The sequence below is a fragment of the Olsenella sp. Marseille-QA0557 genome, from assembly GCF_965119725.1.
GTDB lineage: Bacteria > Actinomycetota > Coriobacteriia > Coriobacteriales > Atopobiaceae > Coprovicinus > Coprovicinus avistercoris.
Genome location: NZ_CBCPMI010000001.1, coordinates 355,927 through 380,921, shown reverse-complemented (window position 1 = coordinate 380,921; position 24,995 = coordinate 355,927). Strand labels below are relative to the sequence as shown.

Annotated in this window: 21 protein-coding genes; 11 read left to right on the top strand and 10 right to left on the bottom strand. The window is 50.0% G+C overall.

The window, feature by feature from the left end; translation table 11 throughout:
* Positions 1–40 precede the first annotated feature (40 nt).
* From ACQY6Y_RS01710 to ACQY6Y_RS01680, 7 genes are all read right to left on the bottom strand, one after another.
* Positions 41–2,587: a DEAD/DEAH box helicase gene (locus tag ACQY6Y_RS01710; RefSeq protein ID WP_428378580.1), complete on the bottom strand. Its 2,547-nt coding sequence runs from the start codon at positions 2,585–2,587 to the stop codon at positions 41–43.
* Between the two features lie 121 nt (positions 2,588–2,708).
* A complete protein-coding gene (locus tag ACQY6Y_RS01705; protein ID WP_428378579.1) occupies positions 2,709–3,611 on the bottom strand; it encodes a PfkB family carbohydrate kinase in 903 nt (300 codons plus the stop codon).
* 71 nt (positions 3,612–3,682) lie between these two features.
* On the bottom strand, positions 3,683–4,651 hold the full coding sequence (locus tag ACQY6Y_RS01700; protein ID WP_428378578.1) for an SIS domain-containing protein: 969 nt from the start codon (positions 4,649–4,651) through the stop codon (positions 3,683–3,685).
* An 86-nt stretch (positions 4,652–4,737) separates the two neighbouring features.
* On the bottom strand, positions 4,738–5,496 hold the full coding sequence (locus ACQY6Y_RS01695) for an amino acid ABC transporter ATP-binding protein (protein WP_428378577.1): 759 nt from the start codon (positions 5,494–5,496) through the stop codon (positions 4,738–4,740).
* Between the two features lie 2 nt (positions 5,497–5,498).
* Entirely contained in the window at positions 5,499–6,263 is a 765-nt protein-coding gene (locus ACQY6Y_RS01690) for an amino acid ABC transporter permease (protein ID WP_428378576.1), read from the bottom strand.
* A gap of 76 nt (positions 6,264–6,339) precedes the next feature.
* Complete coding sequence (locus tag ACQY6Y_RS01685) at positions 6,340–7,221, bottom strand: transporter substrate-binding domain-containing protein (RefSeq protein ID WP_428378575.1); 882 nt, start codon at positions 7,219–7,221, stop codon at positions 6,340–6,342.
* Positions 7,222–7,413: 192 nt separating this feature from the next.
* Positions 7,414–8,082 carry a TIGR00266 family protein gene (locus tag ACQY6Y_RS01680; RefSeq protein WP_428378574.1) on the bottom strand — a complete coding sequence of 223 codons (669 nt, stop codon included), beginning with the start codon at positions 8,080–8,082 and terminating at the stop codon, positions 7,414–7,416.
* Positions 8,083–8,307: 225 nt separating this feature from the next.
* Between ACQY6Y_RS01680 and ACQY6Y_RS01675 the strand changes: the two genes are divergently transcribed.
* The 4 genes from ACQY6Y_RS01675 to ACQY6Y_RS01660 all read left to right on the top strand — a co-directional run bounded on the left by ACQY6Y_RS01675 (position 8,308) and on the right by ACQY6Y_RS01660 (position 11,367).
* The gene (locus tag ACQY6Y_RS01675) at positions 8,308–9,093 is read left to right on the top strand and encodes a dimethylarginine dimethylaminohydrolase family protein (protein WP_428378573.1); all 786 of its coding nucleotides are present in this window, start codon (positions 8,308–8,310) and stop codon (positions 9,091–9,093) included.
* A 56-nt stretch (positions 9,094–9,149) separates the two neighbouring features.
* Entirely contained in the window at positions 9,150–9,500 is a 351-nt protein-coding gene (locus tag ACQY6Y_RS01670; RefSeq protein WP_428378572.1) for a hypothetical protein, read from the top strand.
* Between the two features lie 240 nt (positions 9,501–9,740).
* Positions 9,741–10,574, top strand: coding sequence for an HAD-IIB family hydrolase (locus ACQY6Y_RS01665; RefSeq protein WP_428378571.1), 834 nt, complete (start codon positions 9,741–9,743; stop codon positions 10,572–10,574).
* A gap of 136 nt (positions 10,575–10,710) precedes the next feature.
* Positions 10,711–11,367 carry an HAD family hydrolase gene (locus ACQY6Y_RS01660; protein WP_428378570.1) on the top strand — a complete coding sequence of 219 codons (657 nt, stop codon included), beginning with the start codon at positions 10,711–10,713 and terminating at the stop codon, positions 11,365–11,367.
* Between the two features lie 46 nt (positions 11,368–11,413).
* Here ACQY6Y_RS01660 and ACQY6Y_RS01655 read toward each other — a convergent pair whose 3' ends face one another.
* Positions 11,414–12,619, bottom strand: a complete 1,206-nt coding sequence (locus ACQY6Y_RS01655; RefSeq protein ID WP_428378569.1) for an MFS transporter — start codon at positions 12,617–12,619, stop codon at positions 11,414–11,416.
* Positions 12,620–12,687: 68 nt separating this feature from the next.
* Complete coding sequence (locus ACQY6Y_RS01650; RefSeq protein WP_428378568.1) at positions 12,688–13,239, bottom strand: TetR/AcrR family transcriptional regulator C-terminal domain-containing protein; 552 nt, start codon at positions 13,237–13,239, stop codon at positions 12,688–12,690.
* A gap of 140 nt (positions 13,240–13,379) precedes the next feature.
* On the opposite strand from ACQY6Y_RS01650, the gene ACQY6Y_RS01645 reads away from it, so the two are divergent.
* Positions 13,380–14,195 (top strand): SDR family NAD(P)-dependent oxidoreductase, encoded by an 816-nt coding sequence (locus ACQY6Y_RS01645; protein ID WP_428378567.1) that lies wholly within the window; start codon positions 13,380–13,382, stop codon positions 14,193–14,195.
* A gap of 140 nt (positions 14,196–14,335) precedes the next feature.
* Here ACQY6Y_RS01645 and fucO read toward each other — a convergent pair whose 3' ends face one another.
* The gene (gene fucO / locus ACQY6Y_RS01640; protein ID WP_428378566.1) at positions 14,336–15,499 is read right to left on the bottom strand and encodes a lactaldehyde reductase; all 1,164 of its coding nucleotides are present in this window, start codon (positions 15,497–15,499) and stop codon (positions 14,336–14,338) included.
* Positions 15,500–15,664: 165 nt separating this feature from the next.
* On the opposite strand from fucO, the gene ACQY6Y_RS01635 reads away from it, so the two are divergent.
* The 6 genes from ACQY6Y_RS01635 (at position 15,665) to ACQY6Y_RS01610 (ending at position 24,985) form a co-directional block, all read left to right on the top strand.
* Positions 15,665–16,765, top strand: a complete 1,101-nt coding sequence (locus ACQY6Y_RS01635; RefSeq protein WP_428378565.1) for a S66 family peptidase — start codon at positions 15,665–15,667, stop codon at positions 16,763–16,765.
* Positions 16,766–16,767: 2 nt separating this feature from the next.
* Complete coding sequence (mnmA, locus tag ACQY6Y_RS01630; RefSeq protein ID WP_428378564.1) at positions 16,768–17,916, top strand: tRNA 2-thiouridine(34) synthase MnmA; 1,149 nt, start codon at positions 16,768–16,770, stop codon at positions 17,914–17,916.
* A 161-nt stretch (positions 17,917–18,077) separates the two neighbouring features.
* Positions 18,078–20,771: a phosphoenolpyruvate carboxylase gene (locus ACQY6Y_RS01625; RefSeq protein WP_428379936.1), complete on the top strand. Its 2,694-nt coding sequence runs from the start codon at positions 18,078–18,080 to the stop codon at positions 20,769–20,771.
* A 157-nt stretch (positions 20,772–20,928) separates the two neighbouring features.
* Positions 20,929–22,251, top strand: coding sequence for a histidine--tRNA ligase (hisS, locus tag ACQY6Y_RS01620; protein WP_428378563.1), 1,323 nt, complete (start codon positions 20,929–20,931; stop codon positions 22,249–22,251).
* Positions 22,252–22,297: 46 nt separating this feature from the next.
* On the top strand, positions 22,298–23,314 hold the full coding sequence (locus tag ACQY6Y_RS01615; RefSeq protein WP_428378562.1) for an RluA family pseudouridine synthase: 1,017 nt from the start codon (positions 22,298–22,300) through the stop codon (positions 23,312–23,314).
* Positions 23,315–23,368: 54 nt separating this feature from the next.
* A complete protein-coding gene (locus tag ACQY6Y_RS01610) occupies positions 23,369–24,985 on the top strand; it encodes a 4Fe-4S dicluster domain-containing protein (protein ID WP_428378561.1) in 1,617 nt (538 codons plus the stop codon).
* Positions 24,986–24,995: the final 10 nt, after the last annotated feature.

Below are 24,995 nucleotides of genomic sequence, written 5' to 3'. Positions count from 1 at the left end.
CCGTCCTGACGGGGCGATTTTTTTGTTTAAAAACATCTTCTTATAGAACATCTTCGACGAAGCCTACGTGATACGTTGAGAAACGTGCTTCTCCTTCATCTTGGGTGGCATCCAGATCTACATCGGCCCAAATGCCAAAGTCGCCATCACCATCGGCATCATGGAAGATTTGATGTACATGCCAAATGTGAGCAGACGTCTCGGCTGTTTCATCAATTTGGAGAAATGCGCTCGAGCGAGCATCTCCATCGAGCAAGATTTCGTCATGTACTTCGTAGAATGCATCAAGCGCACGCTTCCACGCACCTTCTCGCCAGCCCCAGTCAGCATCAAGTTGGCCTAAGTCTTCGGTACGTCCCAAAGCTGCCAGGCGTACTCGCAAAAAAAGAGCATTTCTCACCAGAAGCGTAAGACCTCGACGGTCTTTTACTACTTGGTTGGTAGCTTGTGGGGCAGCGCCGGCATCTATTTCTTCGGAGGTAGTACCGCTCCATTCATCCACCAGGCTGGAGTCTACTGTGCGTACCATCAGACCAAGCCATGCGGCAATATCTTCAAGGCGCTCATCGTACTTGCTTGTTGGAATGGTTCTATCCAACACGCGCCATGCATCGGAAAGATAGCGCAGCAAGGTACCTTCAGAGCGAGCAATGCCATAGCGGCGAATGTATTCCTTAAAATCGGAGGCAGTCTCAATCATGTCGCGCAGCACCGATTTGGGACTGAGCTCATAATCGTTTGCCCAAGGTACTTCAGCGCAGTAACGTTCAAAAGCTGCATCGAGGAGTTCTTCGAGCGGTTTGGGATACGTTACCTCTTGAATACGCTCCAACCGCTCCTCGTAATCTATACCCTCAGCTTTCATACTCGCCATGGCTTTATCGCGTGCTTCACGCTCTTGTGCTCGCAAAATTTGCCATGGGTCTTCCAATGTTGCCTCGATCATAGAAATGAGATCGAGTGCATAGGAATCTGATTCTGGATCAAGCAATTCAAGTGCCGCTAATAAGAATGGTGATAAAGGCTGGTCTAGTGCAAAATCATCTGGCAAATCTACAGTGCACGACCACTGTGTTGTGCCATCTTCAGCTTCAGTTTTCACAATGACACCCGCATCCAAAAGGGTGGCAAAAATTTCATCTGCACGACTCGAGAGTTGGATTTTTTCTTCCTCTGGTTGTGCAGAAGCATCGATAAGTTCATGGACACGAGACCAAGCATCGCCACCTTGTTCAACTTCGGCAAGCACCATGGCGTGCGTAATACGCATTCGAGAACGAAGTTTCTCTGGCGTAGCCGCTACGAGACGCTCAAAGGTTTGCTGATTCCATCCAACATAACCTGCAGGAGGTTTCTTCGTATGTATTTTCCGGGCGCGTTTAGGATCGCCTCCTGCTTTTGCAAGGGCTTTGGCATTTTCAATATCGTAGGGTGTGGCTTCTGCGAGAACGACGCCCTCATCATCAAAACCAGAGCGACCAGCGCGCCCTGCAACTTGATGAAATTCTCGGGCGTTGAGGTGACGCATGCGTTTGCCGTCAAACTTTGAAAGTGCGGTAAACAGAACGGTATGAATTGGCACGTTAATACCAACACCAAGCGTGTCGGTTCCGCAAATGACAGGAAGGAGTCCCTGCTGCGCGAGTTTCTCAACAAGAAGTCGATAGCGGGGGAGCATGCCGGCATGATGTACGCCAACGCCACAACCAAGAAGCCGTTTCAACGTTTTGCCAAAACCTGTGGTGAAGCGCGTGCCTTTAATCGCTTCTTTGATAGCTTCGCGCTGCTCTTTCGTGGAGACACCGTAACTCGCAAGAGCCTGCGCGCTGGTTAACGCAGCGTCTTGTGCAAAATGCACAACGTAGATAGGTGCTTCCCCATTGCGGAGTGAGAGCTCTACGGTTCCTTCAAGTGACGTGTCTACAAATCGATAGGTAAGTGGCACCGGTCGGGGTGCATCGGTGATGGAGTCTACGGTGCGTCCGGTGCGCTGTTCCAGTGAGTGAGCAATGTCTGAGATGTCTCCGAGTGTAGCGCTCATCAGCAAAAACTGAACATTGGGGAGCGCTAAGAGGGGAACTTGCCATGCCCAGCCACGGTCTGGATCGGCATAGAAGTGAAACTCATCCATAGCTACGCAGCCTATATCTGCGTTTTTGCCTTCTCGAAGAGCATCATTGGCGAGAATTTCAGCTGTACAGCAAATGATAGGGGCGCCTGCATTGATGGATGCATCGCCCGTTATCATGCCCACGTTATCGCGACCAAACACGTGCACAAGATCGAAGAACTTTTCGGATACTAAAGCTTTTATGGGTGCTGTATAAAACGCACGTCTATTTGTGCAAACTGCACAAAAGCACATGCCCAATGCTACGAGGGACTTACCAGAACCAGTGGGAGTACCAAGAATAACGTGATCACCCGCAGCAAGGTCGAGGAGCGCTTCTTCCTGGTGAGGCCACGGTTCAATGCCTTGCGATTCAACCCAAGAAAGAAAAAGATCGAGTGCATCTTCTGGTGGAATATTGGCGTAGGATTCGTCGTCGGGCCAAGGGATAAGTTGTCCAAGTGTAGCTTCGGGCATACCGTTCATCCTTTACAACAAAAGGACAGACGAAGTTCGAGGAACTCCGTCTGTCGAAAAGCAAGTTGTGCCAAACGATATTGTATGTCGTCTATGTGGCCCAGTAGGTTAAAAAGAAGGCCTAGGTGTTTACAGAAAAGGGTACGCCATGTCCCCAGGAGCCAGACCAGCCGCACGCCTGAGCAGCTGCACTTGCAGCAAAATCGAGTGCGCTCTCCATGCGCTCACAGCCTGTAACGCCGCTTTTAGTGGAGGTAATCCAAGAGACAACAAAGCCGGAAAGGAAGGTATCTCCTGCTGCCATGGTATCCACGAGATGTTCTACCGGCTTAATGCCCTGATGCCAAATACGTTCGCCGTCAAAAGCAAGAGAGCCTTCAGAGCCCATGGTGGCGACAACTACTTGTGGACCTTGTTCGGCAACCCAGCGCATGCGCGCTTCTGCATCTTGCTTGCTCAAGGCCCCGCATGACATAAAGGCAAAGTCTACGTAGGGAGCAAGTTCTTCGATGTAGGCATCGGACGAATCGTCAGAAAAATCAAAAGATACCGGAACGCCCGTGCTGGCAAGCTTGGGAAGCTGACGCTCGGTAAAGCAGTAGTTGCCGGTATGTACTACATCAAATTGTTTGACATATTCCAGATCAAAGCGATCGAGCACATAGCGTGATTCGCCACGAATGCCACCTTCGTTGGAGGAAACAAAAACTCGGTCGCCATCAACGAGCGTTACATGACATGCGCCATTAGGTCCAATAACTTGGCGGCATTTCACAAGCTCAATATTTTCTTCCTGCAAAGATGAAATGATGTGCTCACCAGGACGATCATTGCCAAAAATACCCATATATGCACTGCGACCAACACCAAGGCGTTTGCATGCGACGGCAAAGTTTACGGCATTGCCGCCCGGATACATTGTGTTGGTGTGATCATAGACATCAGCAGTATTGTCACCAAAACCTAAAACACTCACACAAGAAGTATCAAACGCATCCAAAGGCATCTCAGCCGAAGTGGTCATAGGAAAACTCCTGGTCTCAAAAAGTAAACGCCGAGAGGAAATCCCCTCGGCGTTGCGTACAAAACAATTGCTTAGTACTTCTCAATGCCCATATAGCGGCGTACCGAAGGATCGTGGTCAAAGACACGACCGCGAGCAGCTCTGAGCTCTACGTTCATGTAGTACATCATGATGGGCTCCAGATAAGCGCGGACACGCTCATCCACTGCATCCATACCATACTCGAGAGCATCGAGAACCATAAGGGTGTCGGTATGGGTGTTGAGGAATGCAAGAGCGCGCTCGTCCTCAACACGAGAAGGACCGGAGCTCATCTGCAAGAAATAGAACACACCTGGCTCGGTGCATTCAAAGGGGCCATGGAAGTACTCGGCAGAATGAATGTAGCAGCAGTTCTGCCACTGCATTTCCATGAGCGAGCAAATTGCAAAACCATAGGTCTGTGCAAAGCAGGCACCAGAGCCAAGAATATAAAGGAAGTCATGCTTCTGGCAGAGCTCGGCAAAGCGATTGCAAAGCTCTTCGTTCACCTTTTTCTTAGCGGCAGGGATGATGCGATCAAGTTCGTCAATGCCAGCTTGAAGAGCATCGTAGGCGTCGTAACCCTCCTGTGCCTTGAGAAGCTCGGCAACAACAAGAATTGACTGAGCGGCGTCAAGCTCACGCTGCGGCGTGTCATCTTGCCAGTCGTATACAAAGGTGTCCCATTCAGGGGCGTCCACAATGGAGCCAGCAGTGGAAGTCATAGTAAAGATATAAGCACCGCGCTCCTGTGCAAGTTTGCATGCCTCTACAACCTCGGGCGTACCGCCTGAGTGAGAAAGAGCAACTACCATGCTATGGGAACCCAGCTTACGCGGGGGAGCTACCGTAAACTCACGAGCTGTATAAACGTGGCTCTCCACTTTGGCGGATTCAGCCTGAAGCATGTAGTCGGCAGGCATCAGGTCGATCATTGATCCGCCGCAACCAATCCAATAGACCTGTTCAATTGGACCGTGTCCCTCAATCGCCTTTGCAACAGCTTCCCGTGCTTCCATCAATCCTCCCTGTATCGTTTGTAAACGGTCGTTGTATCAAATCGTATACAAATTGCGATCTTTTTTATCCCAAAGTATAAGGCTCATTAGCCCTGGCGATAACGGCTGAGGAAGTCGGCCGTACGCTGGTGCTCTGGGTGCGAGAAGAGCTGCTCAGGGGATCCCTCTTCTACGATGACGCCTTCGTCCATAAAGACAACGCGGGTAGAAATATCGCGGGCGAACATCATCTCGTGAGTAACGATCACCATGGTCATGCCCTCGTTGGCAAGCTGTCGAATAACCTCAAGGACTTCGCCAACCATCTCGGGGTCAAGAGCACTTGTAGGCTCGTCGAAAAGAATTACCTCGGGGCGCATGCAGAGAGCGCGTGCGATGGCCACACGCTGTTTTTGGCCACCGGAGAGCTGGGCGGGTTTGGCATTTTGATAGGCATACATGCCAACCTGGCGCAGGTACTTCTCTGCGAGTTCGCGAGCTTCTGCTGCAGGACGCTTCTTTACTACTTGGACGCCAATCATGCAGTTTTTAAGCACGGTCATGTTGTTAAAGAGATTGAAGCTCTGAAAGACCATGCCCATTTCTGTGCGTAGGGCGCTCTTATCCTTTGGTGCGTAGGATACGGGCTTGCCTTTGAAATAGATGGTGCCAGCGCTTGGCTCTTCTAGCAGATTGATGCAGCGTAAAAGCGTTGATTTGCCGGAGCCGGACGCGCCAATAATGCTGATAACTTCACCTTTGTAGACCGAGAAATCAATATCCCTCAGGACTTCATGTGAGCCAAAAGATTTTCCAAGGTGTTCGACGCGAAGAATTGCGCCACCGGAGGATGCGTTCTCACTCATGATTAGGCCACCTCCTGAGCGGCATCGGCGTCATCGACAACGAGGTCGTAGCTCTTAGAACCGTCAAGCTTACGCTCGAGTAGTTTGAGCAGACGCGATGTGACAAACGTGAGGAACAGATAGATCATCGAAATGATGAAGAATGTCTCGAAGAATCGGTAGTAGGTGCCGGTGATACCGCGACCAATGAAGTAAAGCTCGGTAACAGAAATAACGTTCAGCACCGACGTATCCTTAATAGCGGAAATAAAGGTATTTCCAATCTGAGGAATGAGGTTGCGGAAGGCCTGAGGAATAATAACGCGCACCATAGCCTGCAGGTGTGTGAATCCGATAGCATAGGCACCTTCAAGCTGACCAGGATCGATACCGGTAATGGCACCACGAACAGACTCTGCCATATAAGCGCCTGTATTAATGCTCAACACCAAGATGCCGGCGGCAAAGGTATTGAAGTACAGACCGAACATTTGAGCCGAGCCATAGTAGATAACCATGGCCTGAACCATCATAGGTGTGCCGCGGAAAACCTCAACGTACACCGCCACGACAGCTTTAAGTATTTTTGTAACTACGCGAGAAACAATGGATGCATGGCGGTCTACGTGGAGGCTCTGGATAATGCCAACAATAAAGCCCAGTAGACAACCTAGAATGGTGCCAATAAGGGCGAGTTCAAGTGTGGTGATAGTTCCCTGAACAAACTGGGGGCCATACATCTCTAAGAGGAAGGCTACCCAGCCGCCAAAGGTTGTCGGATATTCCATGCGATACCTCTCAAATGCGGCCGGGAGGGCCTTCACATACGCCTCCCGGCCGGTTGACTACATCTAGCTAAGGTAATTACTCGGTGCCCTCGGTAACAGAAAGCGGCTGCTCGTCAAAGGCTTCCTGCATCATGGTTTCCTGATCTTCGCGTGTAATCTTGTCAACAACAGCATTTATCTTGTCGAGAAGGACGGTGTTGCCCTTCTTAACAGCAATGCCAGCAGAGCACTCGGACAGATCAACCTCAAAGCCTTCGCCTTCAGGGAAGCGAATGTACTTGAGATCGGGGTTGGACATCATGCAGCTCATGGCCTCGGTCTCGCCCATGATGGTGGCATCGATGGTGCCGGACTGAAGAGCTGCGAGAATGGTATTGACGTCAACCATGGAGTCTTGCTTATCAACGCCAGGAATCTGATCGACCATGGGCTCCCAGATTGAACCAATCTGAGCAGCTACCTTAGCGCCAGCGAAGTCTTCAAGCGTGGTGCCATTGGCATAAGGGGAGCTGGAAAGCAGTAAAATGCCCTGGTCGCTTGACCAGTAGTAGTTGGAGAAGTCTACGGCCTGCTTACGCTCTTCAGTAACGCCCATACCATCGATAATGCAGTCGAAGGTACCTGCATTCAAAGCGTTGATAAGACCGTCCCAGTCAGTACGTACGAATACAACATCCCAGCCGTATTCATCACCGATCATTTTAGCGACCTTGGTGTCATAGCCGCCGACATAGCCTGAGCCATCCTGGAGAGGAAGAGCCCCATTGGAGTCATCAGATTGCACCCAGCTATGTGGTGCATAGGCGCAGTCAGAGCCTACACGAAGGGTAGAACCCTCGCCCCACTCTCCGCCGCCAGACGATTCTGAACTGGAGCAACCTACAATTCCAAGAGCGCCCAACGAAAGCAGTCCTGCACCTGTTGCTTCAATAAAACCACGCCTGGAAATGGTGCCCATGTGTCCTCCTTGAACAATTGCCGCATTTGGCAAACGGCACATAACGAAAGGAGCTTAGACCTATGAGGTCTGCTCTGAATGAGCAAAAGCATCCCACTTACGTTGGCGACTATACCTTGATTTGGCATATAAATGGTCGACAGATGTACTAAGGGCGTGAAATTTAATCTGAACGTACCCTCGTTGAAATATTTATGCGCTTCCGGCTGGGGTAAGTGCTGCTGCAATACTGGATAAGGGCATCGTTTGGAGCCAAATTCTTCCGGGTCCTGTAAGAATGGTATGAAACAGACCTTCTCCGCCAAATACTACGTTCTTAGCTCCATGAACCGTTTTTGCTTCAATAGTGACAGTTTCTTCAAAGCCTGCAACATTGCCAGTATCGACTACCATCTGCTGTCCGGCCTGCAGCTGATATTCAATAAGGTCACCGTCAATTTCTGCAAAAGCCAGACCTTGGCCACTTAAACGCTGCATGATGAAGCCTTCCCCGCCAAAAAATCCTGCGGCAACTCGCTTATTGAAGTGAATACTCAGCTCTACACCTATCTCAGAAGCCAAAAATGCTCGCTTCTGCAAAACCCAACCTTTACCAGGTGTAATTTGAATCGGAACAATTTTTCCGGGGAAGCTGGATCCGAAGGTAATCATACCTTGGCCATGAGATGTATATATGTTTTGGAACATACTTTCGCCTGAAAGGGCTTTCGAAAACATTTTGCCCACGCCGCCTCCGCGGGTGGTCATTTCCATGTTGGGAGTCATCCATACCATTGAGCCGCGCTCAGTAATCATCTGTTCTCCATCGGTAAGCTGGCAAGAAACTACAGGAAATGAGCCGCCCATAATTTGGTATTGCATATATGCCTCCCTATAGCGTGTGTATAGTCAATTGGATCATGGCTTTTACCATATATTTTGCAGTCTGAAGAACCGCACTTATGCTAGTTGCTTTTATTCATGGCAACTGTCAACAGCTTGTTAGAGAAAGGCGAGCGGTGTCTTCCAGACGCTAAAATATAAGAGCTTTGTGGGAGTCGATAAATGCAAGAGGCTTCCGTACCAGTCTGTTTTTGAGGAGGCTTTATGGCTAGTAACTTTACACATGCAATTGTGCGTCGCCCATCTCATTCTGTTATTGACGGAATTACCGGCTCGCCTGAGCTTGGAAAGCCCGATTATGAACTTGCTTGCAAACAGCACGATGCCTATATTGAGGCGCTCAAAACTGCAGGTGTGGAAGTAACTGTTTTGCCTGCTTTAGAAGAGTATCCCGATAGCGTGTTTGTGGAGGATACAGCGGTTATAACCCCTCGTGGTGTTGTTGTAGATCGTCCTGCGACAGATTCACGTCGCAATGAGGCAGAGCTGATGCTCCCTACACTTCGTGAGTTTTTCTCAGAGGATCAAATTCGCTTCATTACAGATCCGGGTACGCTTGAAGGTGGAGACGTAATGATGGTTGACGATCATTATTTCGTTGGACGTTCGAGCCGTACGAATGATGAGGGCTTTCGTCAATTCACTGAGGCACTTTCTGAATGGGGCTATACCACCGAACAAGTTCCTGTTGAGCATATCTTGCATTTGAAGACAGGTGGCACTTATGTAGAAGATGGCAATCTTCTTGTAAGTGGCGAATTCAAGACTTGCGCACAGTATCGTGATGGCCGCTTTAATGTATTTGAAGTTCCTGATGAAGAGGCATATGGAGCAGACTGCGTGCGTATTAACGATTACGTAATTATGGCTGCCGGATATCCTGCCGTTCGAACACAACTCGATGCATGGGGTTATAAGGTTATAGAAGTAGAAATGAGCGAGTTCCGTAAGATTGATGGCAGTATTACTTGTCTCTCTCTTAGGTTCTAATGCTCTTTTAAGAAAAGGCTGTAAACCTGCTAGGAGTATCTGGAAAGGAAGTTGCTATGCCTGTAATTCATACCTACACCTCTACTCCCATCTCTTCAGAACAACAAGAAGAGCTCAAGTCTGCTTTTGGAAAGGCTATCGAAGCAGTTCCTGGAAAGACTGAGAAATGGCTTATGTGTCTATTTGAGGATGAAGTTGCTATCTACCATGGCGGAACCGATGATGCTCCAGCTGCGTTTGTAACAGTAGATGTTTATGCAACAGAACCTGTTGCTCGTGAAGCCTGGGAGGCGCTTACCGCATCAATTTGTGACGAGCTTAAGCGTGTATTGGGCATAGATCCTGCACGAGTGTATATTCGTTATGGAAGTACGCCTGATTTCGGTTGGAACGGTGCGAATTTCTAATATCTAATAGTTTTTACGAAAATAGTTTACGTACGCCGGACGGGAATTATTGGATTCTCGTCCGGCTCTTTTGTAGAGGCGCATAACCGTCTACCGCTTATTACCATCCTTTATGTGGTATAGAAAAGTATTGTACTCGTATATTTATAAACGCTTTGGTACAGTACCGTTGATTGCTAGGCTAACTCGTAAACAGTGCAGGTAATGTGCTTGAAGTGAGAAATGAGGGCGAGAGACATTATGATCAAACTCGTGTTAACCGATATTGATAATACGCTCGTGCCCCTAGGAAATGAGAGCGCAACTGAGCACGCTATTGCAGGTGTTCATGCCTTGCTTGATGCTGGAATACATTTTGGTCCTGCAACAGGCCGCGACTTAGATGGCATGGAGCGTTTCTTCCGTGGAGATGCAGATTGTTATGCAACAGGTCTTATCTCTAATGGAAAGCTCGTTTATCTCAACGGTGAATTGGTTAAGGCGAACTACTTGGATCATGCGGGTGTAGAGCGGCTGTGTGAGTACCTACATCCCTTTGAGGATTCATTTGCACTCTTACGCGCAAATGAAACAGACTATACCTACTCTGCTCATCCAGACGTGTTGAATAAGCTGGTAGAAGGGGGAGTGCTCGATGAGAATACCCCCGATTTAGAGGAAGTTCCTGAAGCAGATATTGTTGCGTGTACCGTTGTATGCATGGGTGACGAAGAAAAGAACAAACAGATAGTTTCTGATCTAGCTGAGCTCTGCCCAAACTTTGAGCTTCTCTCACCAACGACCGGAGTATACGATGTGGTGCCAGTGGGCTGGAATAAAGCAACGGCACTGCAGCATCTTTGCGACCTCATGGGCATATCTCTTGATGAGGTTTGCGTATTTGGTGATTCGGAAAACGATGTTCCTATGCTCAAAGCAGTTCCCAATTCAGTTGCAGTTGCAAACTCAATGCCATCTGCAGCTAAAGCGGCTCGGTGGCATATTGGAGCAAGTGCGGATGACGCTGTAGCGGATGCTCTTTTCGAAATTGCAGAAGCCTCTTTGGCCGGAAGACTGCCCTCGTTTATGCAGTAAGCTGCTGCAGGAAAAGTTTTATACGCCCCTTACAGCAATGATGACGATTTGTTCCATACTTCATGCTGTCGAGAGTGGAGCTATCGCATACACTAGTTCAGGTCTGTGAATTCAATTCGATAGGAGTAAAAACCCAATGATCCAAGGTGCAATTTTTGATATGGACGGCCTCATGTTCGATACTGAACCAATTTGGACGGAGGCTTGGGTTCCCGCTCTTGCCGAATTTGGTCTGGAGATAAAAGAAGGGCTTGCCGATGCTTGCCGTGGTTCTTCGGATGAATCGTGTGTGGCAACGTTAAAGCGCTTCTATGGTGACGATACGCCAGGACAAGAAATTATGAATACCCTTCGTCGTTTGGCGCAGGATATGATTGCCGGTGATGTCAGAAAGAAACCCTGTCTCGATGAGATTCTTAACTACCTGTCTGAGCAGGGAGTTCCTTGCGCAGTTGCTTCTTCCAGCACACCGCAACTTATTACAACTTGCCTGCATGAAGCAGGTATTGACGATAAGTTCGAGGCAACATTGAGCGGTATGAATATGGAGCACTCCAAGCCGCATCCTGAGATTTTCCTCAAGGCCGCTGAGGCATTGGGTACAGATCCTGCTCAGACGTTGGTGCTTGAAGACAGCTACGCCGGTGTTCGAGCTGGTGCTGCCGGAGGATTTATTACTGTTATGGTTCCCGATATGGTTCAGCCCGACGAAGAGATTTCTCAGCTCTATACCGCTTGCTGTCATGATCTTGGCGAAGTTCGGGATCTTATAGCTGCAGGCAAACTGGGGTAGTAACAACTGAAAAGAGACAGGTGCGCTTTTTGCTCGTGGGTAGAGGCTAGCTCAGCTGAGTTGGCTGTACCTTCGTATCCGAAATGGTGAAGCAACTCACTACAAAAGCGAAAAAGGCGAAGAGCGCACCAACAAATCCCACAGCGCCAATGCCAACACCTGTGGTAACAAGGCCACCAATAAAGCTGCCGCAGCCTATACCGAGGTTAAAAAGTCCTGAGAAGATAGCCATGGCAACAGCTGAAACATCTGGTGGTGTGTCTCGGATAACTTCCGACTGGAAAGATATATTGAAGCAAGTTGCACTGATGCCCCAAAGTGCACAGATAATAAGAGCAGCTACAAAGCCAAAATATGCTGTTGCAAGCAAGAGCAATGCTGCAGCAAGACCCGCGAGCACAACATGAATAAACCGTACACGGTGACTGTCGAAGCAGCGGGAGAATAGAATGCTTCCACAAATACCCGCTAAGCCAAACACAGTGAGTGCAATCGTAATGAGATTGGCAGAAAGGCCTCCAATTTGCTGTAAGAATGGCTCGATGTAGCTATATCCAACGTAATAGCCGGTAGCACCAAGTATGGTCATGATATACAGTGCAGCGAGTGCTGGGTTGCGAAAGAGCTGCGGGAGCGCTCGAACGCGAAATGGTTCGCCTTTCTCCATTTTGGGAACGGTGGCGGTGAGTCCGATCAGTGCAACAAACGAAGCAATGGCAACACTGGTAAACGTCATGCGCCAACCAAGCGCAAGGCCAATGGCACGACCCAATGGCATACCAAGAACCATTGCAACGGAGCTACCTGATGCAACCATGCTGAGCGCCAATGAGCTGTACTTGGGCCCTGCAATTTGCGATGCGGCTGGAGTTGCAACAGACCAGAAAACGGCATGGGCACTGGCCACAATCAAGCGAGCTGCTATAAGAAGGGCAAATGTTGGTGCAAGAGCAGATCCAATTTGCCCTATGAGAAAAATCCCAACCACTCCAAGAAGGATGCGGCGGTAATCGTAGCGCGATGCGAACACCATAAGTGGGACTGACAAAATCATAACGCCCCACGCGTAGATGGAGATCATCATGCCTGTTTGAGCCTCAGTCAGAGCAAATGAGGAAGCTATATCGGTGAGAAGGCCAACAGGAATAAATTCTGATGTATTGAAAATAAAGGCTGTAAAAGCTAAGCACAGAAGCGGGAGCAGGTCTGCCAAACTCATGTGCCGCTCTTCTTGAACGATATTTTGAGCCATAGGTATATTACCTTCTAACAGTTTTCAATGATGTAACTACATGTCAGAAGCGGGCATTGTAGCAAATCCTAGCACCTTTGGCTCCAAGCAAGTTTAAGTACGTCAGGCATGGCTTGGTATTGATATTGGGCTAACCGCTCTGGAGTGTAATGAGTTTTCCCGAGGAGCCAGTCGATGGTGTTGCCCATACATCCAAATGAGTAGTGACGCAAAATATAGTCGGTTTTTTCGTCAAGCTCAGTAATCATGAGGTAACGACACACTGCTTTGCGCTCGTACTCAATATAAAAATCGAGCATATATTGACGTAAATTATTTTGCGAAGGATCTTCAAGTGCATTAAGAAAGAAATCTCGATGATTCTCTAAATGTTGAAGCATTCGAGTGATCATAGCTTTGCTGTTGGGACTATCTGCACGAGCTGCTTCCTGCTCGTAGAACTGACTGAAAATCCAAGCTATAAGCTCATATTTATCGTGGAAGTGGTAATAAAAGGTTGTTCGCTCAACGCGGCAAGCGCTACAGATATCTTTCACCTGAATTTTTTGAATAGGCGTATCTTTGGCCATATCCATCAGGGTATTTGCCAATAAATGTTTTGTTCGTTCATGCCGAGCCATAGTCTATAGTCCAAAAGATGTTGCAGTTTTATAACAAAATAGAGATATGTCTAGTATTTCAACATATCCCTATTATGTAAAGATTTCACTAGAAGATCCCTCCATATAATGGGTCAAATTAGTACAGAGTGGAGGGTCAGATGAATGACTTCAGTAGTGTGGCGGGAAAAGTAGCTGTTGTTACTGGTGCAACTTCGGGCATTGGCCGTGCCATTGCTGAGATGTATGCCAATAATGGCATGAAAGTTGTACTTGCTGGTAGACGACAGGAACGCGGCGATGAGATTGTCAATGCGATTCTTGAAAAGGGCGGAGAGGCGATATTCTGTCGTACCGACGTTTCTGTTGAAGAAGATGTTAAGCGTCTTATGCAAACTGCCGCTGATACCTACGGTCAGTTAAACGTGGTAGTAAACAATGCTGGCGCCGGTTCGCTCATGCATCCAATTCACGAGTTTTCAGTTGAAGATTTTCGCCATGTATGCGACATCGACTATCTCGGTGTATTCATGGGCATGAAATATGGCGTTCAAACTATGTTGGATACCAAGTCTACAAATTGTGCAGTGATTAATATATCTTCAGCAAATGGAATGGTTACCTGCGCAAACTATGCTCTTTATGATGCTGCTAAACGCGCGGTATTAAGTCTTACACAAACTGCTGGTTTGGACTATGCCAAACACGATATTACGGTAAATGCCATTTGCCCTGGTGTGATTGATACTGAGATATATTCACATTTAAGCCCTGAGCAACGTGATTACAGTGTTTCGATTGTGCCAAATAACTCCTTTGGCAAACCTGAAGACATTGCTTATATGGCGCTCTTCCTCGCATCCGATATGGCACGGTATATAACAAGTGCCATTATTCCTGTCGATGCTGGTCTTACTGGTGGTCGTTATGCCGATGGAGTATGGCAGACCCCAGATCCTCGCCAGCTTGATAACTAGAAACTATTTGAGCAATCTGCAGACTGAGTTAGTAGACAGATTCTCTCGCCAAAGCTCAATATCTAAACAAAAAGAACCCCGGAACAAATCCGGGGTTCTTCCTTATCAAAGCAAACGAAGCTTTATCAGTAGCTTTGACCTTAGGCCATGATCTTGCGGAAGAGCTCCACAACGTCGTCATGGTTAGCCTCGCGGGGGTTGCCCGGGAAGCAAGCGTCGTTCATAGCGTCGGTTGCAAGCTGATCGAGGTCCTCCTCAACCAGGCCGTCGCAGGTCGGCTTGATGTTTACATCAGCGGAAAGCTGGCGAACAGCAGCAATAGCGGCGTCGGCAGCCTCTTCGTCGCTCATGCCGGTGGTGTCAACACCCATGGCAACGGCAACGTCAGCAAGACGCTTGGTTACGACAGGCTTGTTGTACTCCATGGCAACAGGAAGCAGCATTGCGCAAGCAACACCGTGTGGAGTGTCATAGTGAGCAGAGAGCGTGTGAGCCATAGCGTGGTCAATACCAAGACCAACGTTGGAGAAGCCCATGCCAGCAATGTACTGACCAAGAGCCATGCCCTCACGGCCGCTGCCGGGCTGGCCGCTCTTTGCCTCAGCAACAGCGTCGCGGAGGTTCTTGGCGATAATCTCGATGGCCTTGATGTGGAACATGTCGGAGAGCTCCCAAGCGCCAGCGGTGGTGTAGCCCTCGATGGCGTGAGTGAGAGCGTCCATGCCGGTTGCGGCGGTGAGGCCAGCAGGCATGGTGGACATCATATCGGAGTCGACAACAGCAACCTCGGGGATGTCGTTTACGTCTACGCACACGAACTTGCGGACCTTCTCAGGGTCGGTGATGACGTAGTTGATGGTAACCTCAGCAGCAGTACCAGCGGTGGTGGGAACAGCGATGGTGAAGACTGCGTGATTCTTGGTGTCGGCAACACCCTCGAGGGAAACAACATCCTCGAACTCAGGGTTGGCAACGATAATGCCGATGCCCTTAGCGGTGTCCATAGAAGAGCCGCCACCGATGGTGACGATCATATCTGCACCGGACTCCTTGTAAGCGGCGACGCCGTCCTTGACGTTCTGGATGGTGGGGTTCGGCTTGATCTCAGAATACAGGCTCCATGCAATGCCAGCCTCATCGAGCAGGTCGGTAACCTTGGAAGTAACACCAAACTTTACGAGGTCGGGGTCGGAGCAAACAAAAGCCTTCTTGTAGCCACGGCGAGTAATCTCTCCCGGGATCTCCTTGATGGCGCCGGCACCGTGATAAGAAATGTTGTTCAGTACGAAACGATTGACAGCCACTTACTTCCTCCTTGTGTATATTGTGCTGACAATGTCAGCTTTCCCACACGCTTACAGCATATGGGAACAATTACCAAAGTACCTATCATAATAGGCAAATTTATTTGCTTTTCTAGACGAGAAAGATGTTTTCAGGAATTTGAAGGATCGTTGCGAAGAGGTTATATGAGATACCCCAAGCCTTTAGCTCCCGGCGGTGTAATAGACATAGTTGCTCCGGCGTTTGGCGCCATGACTGAGCCGTATCGTTCAGCTCTTGCCAATGCCGAACGCCGCTGGAAAGAAGCTGGTTATACCGTGCGAGAATGGCCATGTGTACGCGCTGACGATGGTGTTGGTATCTCAAGCTCTCCAGCTCGTTGTGCTGATGAGCTGATGCAAGCAATGCTCGATCCCACCTCCGATGTTGTGCTTTCCTGTGGGGGAGGAGAGCTCATGTGTGAAGTTGCGCAACGTCTTGATATTACTGCGCTTGCAGCAGCTTCACCCAAGTGGTTTATGGGGTACTCGGATAATACGAATCTAACGTTTCCACTTGCATGTCTTTGTGATAGTGCAAGCATTTATGGTCCCTGTGCACCTGCTTTTGGCATGGAGCCATGGCATCCGGCACTCCATGATGCATGGGATCTTATCTGCGGTAAGGACCCCCGTAAGAAAAATGACTTTGCCCCTACCGTGGGGAGTTATGAGTCCTGGCAATTGGTTGCTCTAAAAGACGAAGAGCATCCGCTTGCTCCCTACAACACGACCGAGAAGCCTCGAACAACGGCATGGCATGTAGTAAGAAATACATTTGAGCCAGCAGAGCATCTCACGCTAAACGGTCGGTTGATAGGTGGTTGCCTCGATGTGCTTGCTAATCTTTGTGGAACACCACTTGATGGTGCTCAGAAGTTTAATGAGCGCTATCAATCTGAAGGCGTTATCTGGTTCCTTGAGTCATGCGATCTTGGTCCGTTTTCAGTACGACGCGCCATTTGCCAGCTGGCGGCGGCGGGGTGGTTTTCTCAGGCGCGAGGATTTATTTTTGGTAGACCGCTGCGCATCGATGATGAAGAAATGGGCCTTACCCAGCAACGTGCCATTCTGGATGGACTTTCTGAAGCTGGTATCCACGTGCCCGTTATTCTCGATAGCGATTTGGGACATTTGCCTCCATCGATGCCAATCGTGTGTGGAAGCTTAGGCAGGGCTGTGTTTGATGCAGATCCTCTGCAGGCTCCGCTTGGCACACTTACACTTGAAATGTGCGAGGAGGTGTAGAGATGCGTGTTCTTATCGCCATGAGCGGAGGCGTCGACTCCGGAGTTACCGCTCTTTTGCTTGCGCGTCAGGGGTATGAATGCATCGGTGCAACCATGCTCCTTGCCGAGGATGTTGTAGCAACGGGCTCGCTACCATCTGCCGAGGTTTTATCGGCGGATGATAAAGACTGGAGCATTGCCGATCCCATGGTTCCTCATCCGCTTGCTCCTGTGCCCGAGCCTTCCGATGTTGCAGATGCGCGTTCAATTTGTCGTTCGCTGGGAATTGAGCATCGCGTGATAGATGCGCGTCATGCGTTTGAAAGACGTGTGGTTGCGCCTTTCGTAAATGATTATGTTAACGGTCTTACACCCAACCCTTGTGTTGTATGCAACCGCTTGGTGAAGTTTGGCCTGCTCTGGGAAGTTGCTCAGGAGCTTGGTTGTGATGCTATTGCAACAGGACATTACGCGAGGATAGAGCGTGATAGCCAAGGTCGCCCGTGGATAGTTGAGGCCGATGATGTTGAAAAAGATCAGAGCTATGTGCTCTATCCGGTTCCTGAAGAGGTGCTGGAGCATCTCGTCTTACCTCTTGGAGAAGCCCCTGACAAAACATGGGTGCGCACAATAGCAGAGCAAGCAGGTCTCACCAGTGCGCATAAAAGTGATAGTCAGGACATTTGTTTTGTGCCTGATGGCAACTACACTGCCTTTGTTGAGCGCAACACCAAAGTTGGCCCTCATAAAGGACAAATTCTTTCGACGGATGGAACCTGCCTGGGGTGGCATATGGGTCACGAGCGTTTTACGCTGGGCCAGCGCAAGGGTCTCGGTGTTTCTGTAGGGAAAAGGGTGTACGTCGTCGGCAAGGACACAGCAACAAATACCGTGTACGTGGGGGATGAAGAGCAACTTATGGTCAGGCGTGTGACGGTTGACAATGCTGTGTTTGCCCCCGGGTGTCCTGAAGCGTCGTTTCAGGGAGAAGTGGTTACGTGCTACCACGGAGCCCGTCATAAAGCATCCATAGTACGAACAGGCGCTTCAACTTTTGAAGTGTGCTTTGAATCTGCCGTTCGTGCTCCTACGCCAGGTCAATCTGCCGTTGTTTACCTGGGCAATCGCGTGGCATGCGGGGGCGTGATGATAAAAACGTCGCCTTGTTAAATTCCGCTAGAATGAATTTTATATTTCGGCAAACGGTATCATCTATTTCGTTAGTGTCATCCGGGGTATGGTGATATCAGTTGAGTACACCCGCTTTGCGGGTTGACGCATAAGGAGGCACTGTGTCAGAACCCTCTGTAAGTTCTCTGTCTGAGCACTCCCTGTCGTCGGCTGCAGCTACCGAAGAGGCGGTATCTCTGGCAGTTCCAGAAGAGCTTCAGGGCAATATGCTGCTGTTTTTGCGACTCGTTCGTAAAGTATTAAACGAATATGACGCAGAGTTGTTATCGATCTTTGATGAACTGCTCGCCGATGCAATTCGTGCAAACTCTGAAGATGCTACCGAGACAGACGATGAACGTGAAGCATTTTCTGATGCGGTACGTATTATCGATTCTTTGCCTGTGGAGCGCGCCACCATTCTGATGCGTGCCTTTACGGTTTATTTCCATCTCGCCAATATTTGCGAAGAAAACTATCGCGTTACTTCGTTGCGCGATCGAGAGGCAACCGTGCCAACCGATCAGCCTGAAGATCCTATCAACGATCTCACCGTGGCCTATCATCGCTTGGTTGACGAGTGCGGGCGTGGCAAAGCAATTGCCTTGCTCAATCGCTTGGAGTTCCGTCCCGTCTTTACTGCTCACCCCACTGAGGCGCGCCGTAAAGCGGTTGAAGGCAAGATTCGTCGCATATCAGATTTGCTCGAAGAGCGTTCGCGCCTGGGTGGTGCTTCGCTGGCCGAGAATGAGCGCTGTATGTTGCAGGAGATTGACGCGATGTTCCGCACTTCTCCGATTGCCTTGAAGCGTCCAACTCCTGTTGAAGAAGCAGAGACCGTTATTGATATTTTCGATAACACCCTCTTCGATATGGTGCCTGAGGTATACCGTCGTTTTGACGATTGGGAGCAGGGTGATAAGGCCGGCTGCGTGCCGCCCATGTGTCCGGCGTTTTTCCACCCGGGTTCTTGGATTGGCTCCGATCGTGATGGTAATCCCAACGTAACCGCACGAGTATCACGGCAAGTTGCTGAGAAATATCGTGTCCACGTTCTGAAGGCATTGGCGGAGCGCACACGCACTACTGGTCGTAACCTTACGCTCGATGCTCAGTACACCAAACCGTCTGACGAGTTGGTAAACCTCTGGAATCATCAGGTTGAGATGAGCGAGACGCTTACCAATCGTGCAGCAGGCATCTCTGCAAGTGAGCGTCATCGTGCTGTTATGCTCGTTATTGCAAATCGCCTGGAAGCAACCGTTACGCGCGTTGCCGACGTGATGTATCGCAACGCTGATGAGTATATTGAGGACCTTCGTGTTGTGCAGCGCTCACTCGCAAAGGCTGGTGCCGTCCGCACAGCTTATGGTCCTGTCCAAAAGCTCATTTGGCAGGCACAGACCTTTGGCTTCCATCTCGTCGAGATGGAGTTCCGTCAGCATTCCGTTGTTCATGAGCGTGCCTTAGCCGATATTCGCGAACATGGGCGATGGGGCGAGCACGGCGAACTTGATCCCATGACCCGTGAGGTGCTCGATACGTTCCGTGCCATTGGCTCCATTCAGCGTAAAAATGGCATTCAGGCCGCCCGTCGCTATATCGTTTCGTTTACAAAGTCTGCACAGGACGTTGCGAATGTGTACGAGTTGGCGCGCCTTGCCTTTGCTCACGCGCAGGATGTGCCTGTCTTGGATGTTATCCCGCTCTTTGAGCAGATAGAGGACCTCGAAAATGCTGTAACAACGCTTGATGGCATTATTGCTCTGCCTGAGGTACAGCAGCGTCTTTCCGAGACGGGGCGTCGCCTTGAGGTTATGCTTGGCTATTCGGACTCTTCAAAAGATGCCGGTCCGACCTCTGCCACGCTTGTGCTGCATGCAGCGCAGGCAGCCATTGCAAAGTGGGCCGATGAGAACAACATCGATTTGGTGCTCATGCATGGACGTGGTGGCGCTGTTGGACGTGGCGGCGGCCCTGCTAACCGTGCGGTGCTTTCACAGCCGAAAGGTTCGGTTAACTGCTGCTTCAAACTTACTGAGCAGGGCGAAGTCATCTTTGCTCGCTACGGAGATCCCACCCTCGCGCGGCGCCATGTCGAATCGGTTGCAGGTGCTACGCTCCTGCAGTCTGCGCCATCCATCGAGTGGGTTAATACCGAGACGATGGATAAATTTGCCGATGTAGCCACTGCGCTCGATGAGGCATCTCGTGAACGCTATCTCGATCTTCTCAACACCGAGAACTTCCCAGAGTGGTTTAGCGAGGTAACACCACTCAACGAGATTGGTCTTATGCCTATTGGTAGCCGTCCTGCGAAGCGTGGCTTGGGCGCAAAATCTCTTGATGACCTGCGCACCATTCCTTGGATTTTCTCGTGGTCGCAGGCGCGCTCCAATTTGGCCGCATGGTATGGCCTGGGAACGGCATGTGAGCGTTTTGGAGATCTCGACCGTTTGCGTGAGGCCTATGCGGAGTGGCCACTGTTCACTACGTTTATCGACAACATAGAGATGTCGCTCTCCAAGACAGACGAACGTATCGCGCGTATGTACTTGGCCTTGGCAGAGCGTCCCGATCTCGATGAGAAGGTCCTCTCTGAAATGGAGCTCACACGTAAGTGGGTTCTGGCGATTACCGGCGATAACTGGCCGCTTGAGCATCGCCGTGTGCTTGGTCCGGTTATTAAGATGCGTCTGCCCTTTGTAAACGTGCTTTCGATTGCGCAGGTTCGTGCACTCGATGCCGTTCGTACGCATACCGACAAGCTGACGTCCGAGGAAAAAGAGCGCTTCATTTACCTTATTCTTTGCACGGTTTCTGGTGTTGCTGCGGGCCTGCAAAATACAGGGTGATGTTCAAAGAAACGATGAGATTTACAATGCGCTACGTTTACGTGGCGCATTGTTTTTATAGCGACAAAAGATAAAAGCCCGTTGGGCTGTATGGGCTGTGTATACTTGACGGCTAGTGCTTGCGTGTTGAGTATGCTGGCGAGAAGGGATTGCACAGATGGCGCAGAGGGTGCAGGGAACTGAAGATCTGTTTGGCGATTACATGCGTGCATGGCAGCGCATGAGTGATATAGCGCGTGATCTCTTTGGAGCTTACGGCTTCGACATGATAGAAACACCTGCACTTGAACAGGTTGATACGTTCGTACACGGTATTGGTGAGTCCACCGATGTCGTGCGTAAGGAAATGTTCCGTGTGTTCTCCGGCGCCCTGCTCGAAGGCATGCTTGAAAAAGGTACTGAGAAATACCTCAAGCCGCGTCAGCGTATGGCTATGCGTCCCGAAGGAACTGCAGGTGTGGTCCGCGCAGCTGTTGAGCATAATTTTGTGCCCCAGGGAGCTGCTCCTGCAAAACTGTGGTATGCCGAAGCAATGTTTCGCGGCGAGCGTCCGCAGAAGGGCCGTCTGCGTCAGTTCCATCAGATAGGTGTGGAGTGGCTTGGAGCTTCTGATCCTGCTGCAGATGCTGAGTGCATCATCATGCTTATGGAGTTCTACAAGCGCTTAGGATTTAGTGATTCAGATCTAAAGCTTTCTATCAACTCCATGGGCGATGCAGCATGCCGTCCCGCTTATCGCAACAAAGTTCGCGATTTTATCCTCGACCATGCCGATGAAATGTGCGAAGAGTGTCGTGAGCGTGCAGAGCTCAACCCCTTGCGTGCCTTCGACTGCAAAAATGATCACTGCCGTGAAATTATGGCTTCCGCACCGCTTGCACCCGATAATCTCTGTGATGAATGTGCAGCTCATTACGATGCTGTGAAGAAGTATTTGGATGCTGCCGGTGTTGCATATGTGGAAGACCCAACGCTTGTTCGCGGTCTCGACTATTACACCCGTACCGTTTTTGAGGTTGAGGCACTTGGTGCGGGGATTGGCTCAATTGGCGGCGGCGGTCGCTACGACGGTCTTATGGAGCTTGAGGGAGGCCGTCCAACACCTGGTTTGGGCTTTGCAGTTGGATTTGAGCGTATCGTTTTAGCGCTTCAGGCCAAGGGTATTGATCCTTATGGAGAAAAGTCTTCTTGCGTCTATGTAGCCCATACGCCAGGTGTCACAGAGCGTGATGCTGTGTTTGATATCTGTTTGATGCTTCGTAACGCCGGTATTCATACCGAAGCCGATTACCAAGGACGTTCACTCAAAAGCCAGTTTAAGCAGGCCGATCGTCTTGCGGCGAAACTCTGTGTTGTTGTGGGTGCCGAAGAGGTTGCAGAGGGCGTTGTTACGGTGCGCAACATGGCAACACACGAGCAGACGCGCGTGTCAAAAGACGAGCTTGTAAACTACATTTTGACCAACCTGGCCGAAGTATAGGAGTTGGCCTCATCGAGGCAATACTCTTGTGTACGGAAGCACTGCCATGTCGTATACGGCAAGTCATAAAAACGTTGCTTTGGCGCAGGATAATTGCGTCAAGATACCGGTACATGACACGGTATCCGCCCGTAATTATTTGCTTGGTTTTGGAATAAAGCCTCGTGAGGTTCATGCCATCTTTGAAGAGCAGCGCCTTACTTGTGCAGGAGGGATTCTCAAACGCAATGATCTGGTTTCACCGGGAATGGTGCTTGAACTCAGGCTTGCGTGTAGTGAGATAAGCCCATCCGATACGGAGATCCCTGCGTGTCGGGTGGTGTATGAAGATGGCATAGTGCTTGCGTGCGACAAGCAGGCTGGCATTCTTGTGCACAGCGATGGGAAAACTGCAGCAACGCTTACCGATGCAGTTCAAGCTCATCTTGCAGCCCAAGGTATTTATCGGCGCGCACAGGCTGTGCAACGCATTGATGTTCCTACCACGGGTTTGGTGCTCTTCTCGACAGCGCGCGAGTTTCAACCTGCTTTGGATGAGCAGGTGGCTTCGGGGTCGATGCATAAACGATATCTTGCGATAGTTAGGGGTACGCCTTCGTGGAAAACGCGTCATATTACCGCTGGAATAGGACGCGATCGTCATCATGCGCAGCGCATGCGTGTCTGTGCGCCTGGACAGGGAAAATATGCGTCGACATATGTGCGCGTGTTGGCTCACCACAATGGATTAACACTGCTGGAAGCTGAGATTGAAACAGGCAGACGCCATCAGATTCGAGTGCATCTCGCATCGGTGGGTTACCCCATTTTGGGTGATACGCTCTATGGAGATAGCACTGGCGATGTTAGTGGCAAAAATGAGAAAAGTGCATCTTCTCGGATAAGAAAAGGACAAAAGCAGAAAAAGGCTCATGGCAGCGTTTGCGCAGACGATAAATCGCTTATGTTGCATGCTTGGCGTGAAGAGTTTGTGCATCCGCTTACACACGTGCCGCTTACCATAAGAACTGCTTGGCCAGAACGTTTCGAACATTTGGGCTTCTACGAGGACTACTTTGTTTGATACTCTATCCGAGAGGAGAGGTGGCTGAGAGGGGCCGCCTTGGGAGGAGGATAGATGAGCAACACCATGCGCGGCGTGTACACGAATCTTACCGAGATTCGCCGCAAAGTATTCCGAGGCGTTGCAGAGATTGCCTATGGCGACGAGGATGATGCAAGACGTCTTGAACAGCTGCCGTACGAGATTATCCCAGGTGAAATCGCCACGTACCGTGAGAGTGTCTTTCTGGAGCGGGCAATTGTTGCTGAGCGTATTCGCCTGGCGCTGGGGCTGCCCTTGCAGGGTGTAGATAAGCCAGCTGAGCTCACTGAAGGTCTCACAGAAGCCTGGAAACCTGAGACCTACTATGAGCCGCCCCTTATCAATATCATTTCTTTTGCATGCAATGCCTGCAAAGACAATGTGTATGAGGTCAGCAACGCATGCCAGGGTTGCTTAGCTCACCCTTGTCGTGAAATTTGCCCCAAGGGTGCCATTACCTTTGTGAACAAGAAGGCCTATATCGATCAGAGCAAGTGCATTAAGTGTGGTCGATGCATGGCTATTTGTCCCTATCATGCAATTCAGCACTACGAGCGCCCCTGTGCAAAAGCTTGTGGCATGCACGCTATTGGCTCGGATGAGCATGGTCGTGCCACGATTGATTACGACAAGTGCGTCTCTTGTGGTCAGTGTCTTGTTAACTGCCCCTTTGGTGCAATTGCTGATAAGAGCCAGCTCTTCCAGGTCATTCAGGCCATCAACCAGGGCGATGAGGTTATTGCTGCTGTAGCGCCTTCGTTTGTTGGTCAGTTTGGCGGCAAGGGCAATGTGGGCAAGCTGCGTGAAGCTTTCAAGTTACTTGGTTTCTCTGGCGTTGAAGAGGTCGCGCTCGGAGCGGATTTGTGCTCTGTTCAGGAAGCCGATTACTTCATAGAAGAAGTGCCGGATAAGATGCCCTTCATGGCAACTTCTTGCTGCCCCGCATGGTCGGTTATGGCAAAGAAGGAATTCCCTGAATACGCAGAGTGCGTTTCGATGGCGCTTACACCAATGACGTTAACGGCCCGTATGATTCGCCGTGAACACCCCAATGCCAAGATTGTGTTTGTTGGCCCTTGTGCGGCAAAGAAGCTTGAAGCCATGCGTAAGAGTGTCCGTTCAGAGGTAGATTTTGTTCTTACCTTTGAAGAGATGGCGGGCATGATGGCTGCAAAGGACATTGAATATCTTGAGCTTGAAGATGACAATAAGTCCGACTTTGATGTTGCCTCTGCCGATGGTCGTGGCTTTGCTGTTTCTGGTGGCGTTGCCAAGGCTGTTGTAAATGTCATTAAGGACAAGTACCCCGATCGTGAGGTCAACGTTGAGTCTGCGGAAGGCCTTGAGGAATGTCGCGTCATGATGAAGGCGGCTGCTAAGGGCAAACTCAACGGCTACCTGCTGGAAGGCATGGCATGTCCTGGTGGCTGCATTGCCGGCGCCGGTACTCTTGCTCCCATTCAGAAGACGTCTGCAATGGTTGGCATGTATGCCCGTCGTTCTCCCCACAAGCATGCAGATGAGAGCGGTCTTGAGGGAAATATTCCTGAGCTTGTGCGCGAAGACGATTACAAGAATCTTGGCGCCAACGAGATCGCCGAAACCGAAGACGCTATGGGAACGGCTCATAAGGATGACGCTGCGAAATAGCGTGTTTGTT

Coding starts and splice junctions, on each gene's coding strand:
- ACQY6Y_RS01710 (WP_428378580.1), bottom strand. CDS start 2,587: ATGCCCGAAGCTACACTTGGACAACTTATCCCTTGGCCCGACGACGAA.
- ACQY6Y_RS01705 (WP_428378579.1), bottom strand. CDS start 3,611: ATGACCACTTCGGCTGAGATGCCTTTGGATGCGTTTGATACTTCTTGT.
- ACQY6Y_RS01700 (WP_428378578.1), bottom strand. CDS start 4,651: ATGGAAGCACGGGAAGCTGTTGCAAAGGCGATTGAGGGACACGGTCCA.
- ACQY6Y_RS01695 (WP_428378577.1), bottom strand. CDS start 5,496: ATGAGTGAGAACGCATCCTCCGGTGGCGCAATTCTTCGCGTCGAACAC.
- ACQY6Y_RS01690 (WP_428378576.1), bottom strand. CDS start 6,263: ATGGAATATCCGACAACCTTTGGCGGCTGGGTAGCCTTCCTCTTAGAG.
- ACQY6Y_RS01685 (WP_428378575.1), bottom strand. CDS start 7,221: ATGGGCACCATTTCCAGGCGTGGTTTTATTGAAGCAACAGGTGCAGGA.
- ACQY6Y_RS01680 (WP_428378574.1), bottom strand. CDS start 8,082: ATGCAATACCAAATTATGGGCGGCTCATTTCCTGTAGTTTCTTGCCAG.
- ACQY6Y_RS01675 (WP_428378573.1), top strand. CDS start 8,308: ATGGCTAGTAACTTTACACATGCAATTGTGCGTCGCCCATCTCATTCT.
- ACQY6Y_RS01670 (WP_428378572.1), top strand. CDS start 9,150: ATGCCTGTAATTCATACCTACACCTCTACTCCCATCTCTTCAGAACAA.
- ACQY6Y_RS01665 (WP_428378571.1), top strand. CDS start 9,741: ATGATCAAACTCGTGTTAACCGATATTGATAATACGCTCGTGCCCCTA.
- ACQY6Y_RS01660 (WP_428378570.1), top strand. CDS start 10,711: ATGATCCAAGGTGCAATTTTTGATATGGACGGCCTCATGTTCGATACT.
- ACQY6Y_RS01655 (WP_428378569.1), bottom strand. CDS start 12,619: ATGGCTCAAAATATCGTTCAAGAAGAGCGGCACATGAGTTTGGCAGAC.
- ACQY6Y_RS01650 (WP_428378568.1), bottom strand. CDS start 13,239: ATGGCTCGGCATGAACGAACAAAACATTTATTGGCAAATACCCTGATG.
- ACQY6Y_RS01645 (WP_428378567.1), top strand. CDS start 13,380: ATGAATGACTTCAGTAGTGTGGCGGGAAAAGTAGCTGTTGTTACTGGT.
- ACQY6Y_RS01635 (WP_428378565.1), top strand. CDS start 15,665: ATGAGATACCCCAAGCCTTTAGCTCCCGGCGGTGTAATAGACATAGTT.
- mnmA (WP_428378564.1), top strand. CDS start 16,768: ATGCGTGTTCTTATCGCCATGAGCGGAGGCGTCGACTCCGGAGTTACC.
- hisS (WP_428378563.1), top strand. CDS start 20,929: ATGGCGCAGAGGGTGCAGGGAACTGAAGATCTGTTTGGCGATTACATG.
- ACQY6Y_RS01615 (WP_428378562.1), top strand. CDS start 22,298: ATGTCGTATACGGCAAGTCATAAAAACGTTGCTTTGGCGCAGGATAAT.
- ACQY6Y_RS01610 (WP_428378561.1), top strand. CDS start 23,369: ATGAGCAACACCATGCGCGGCGTGTACACGAATCTTACCGAGATTCGC.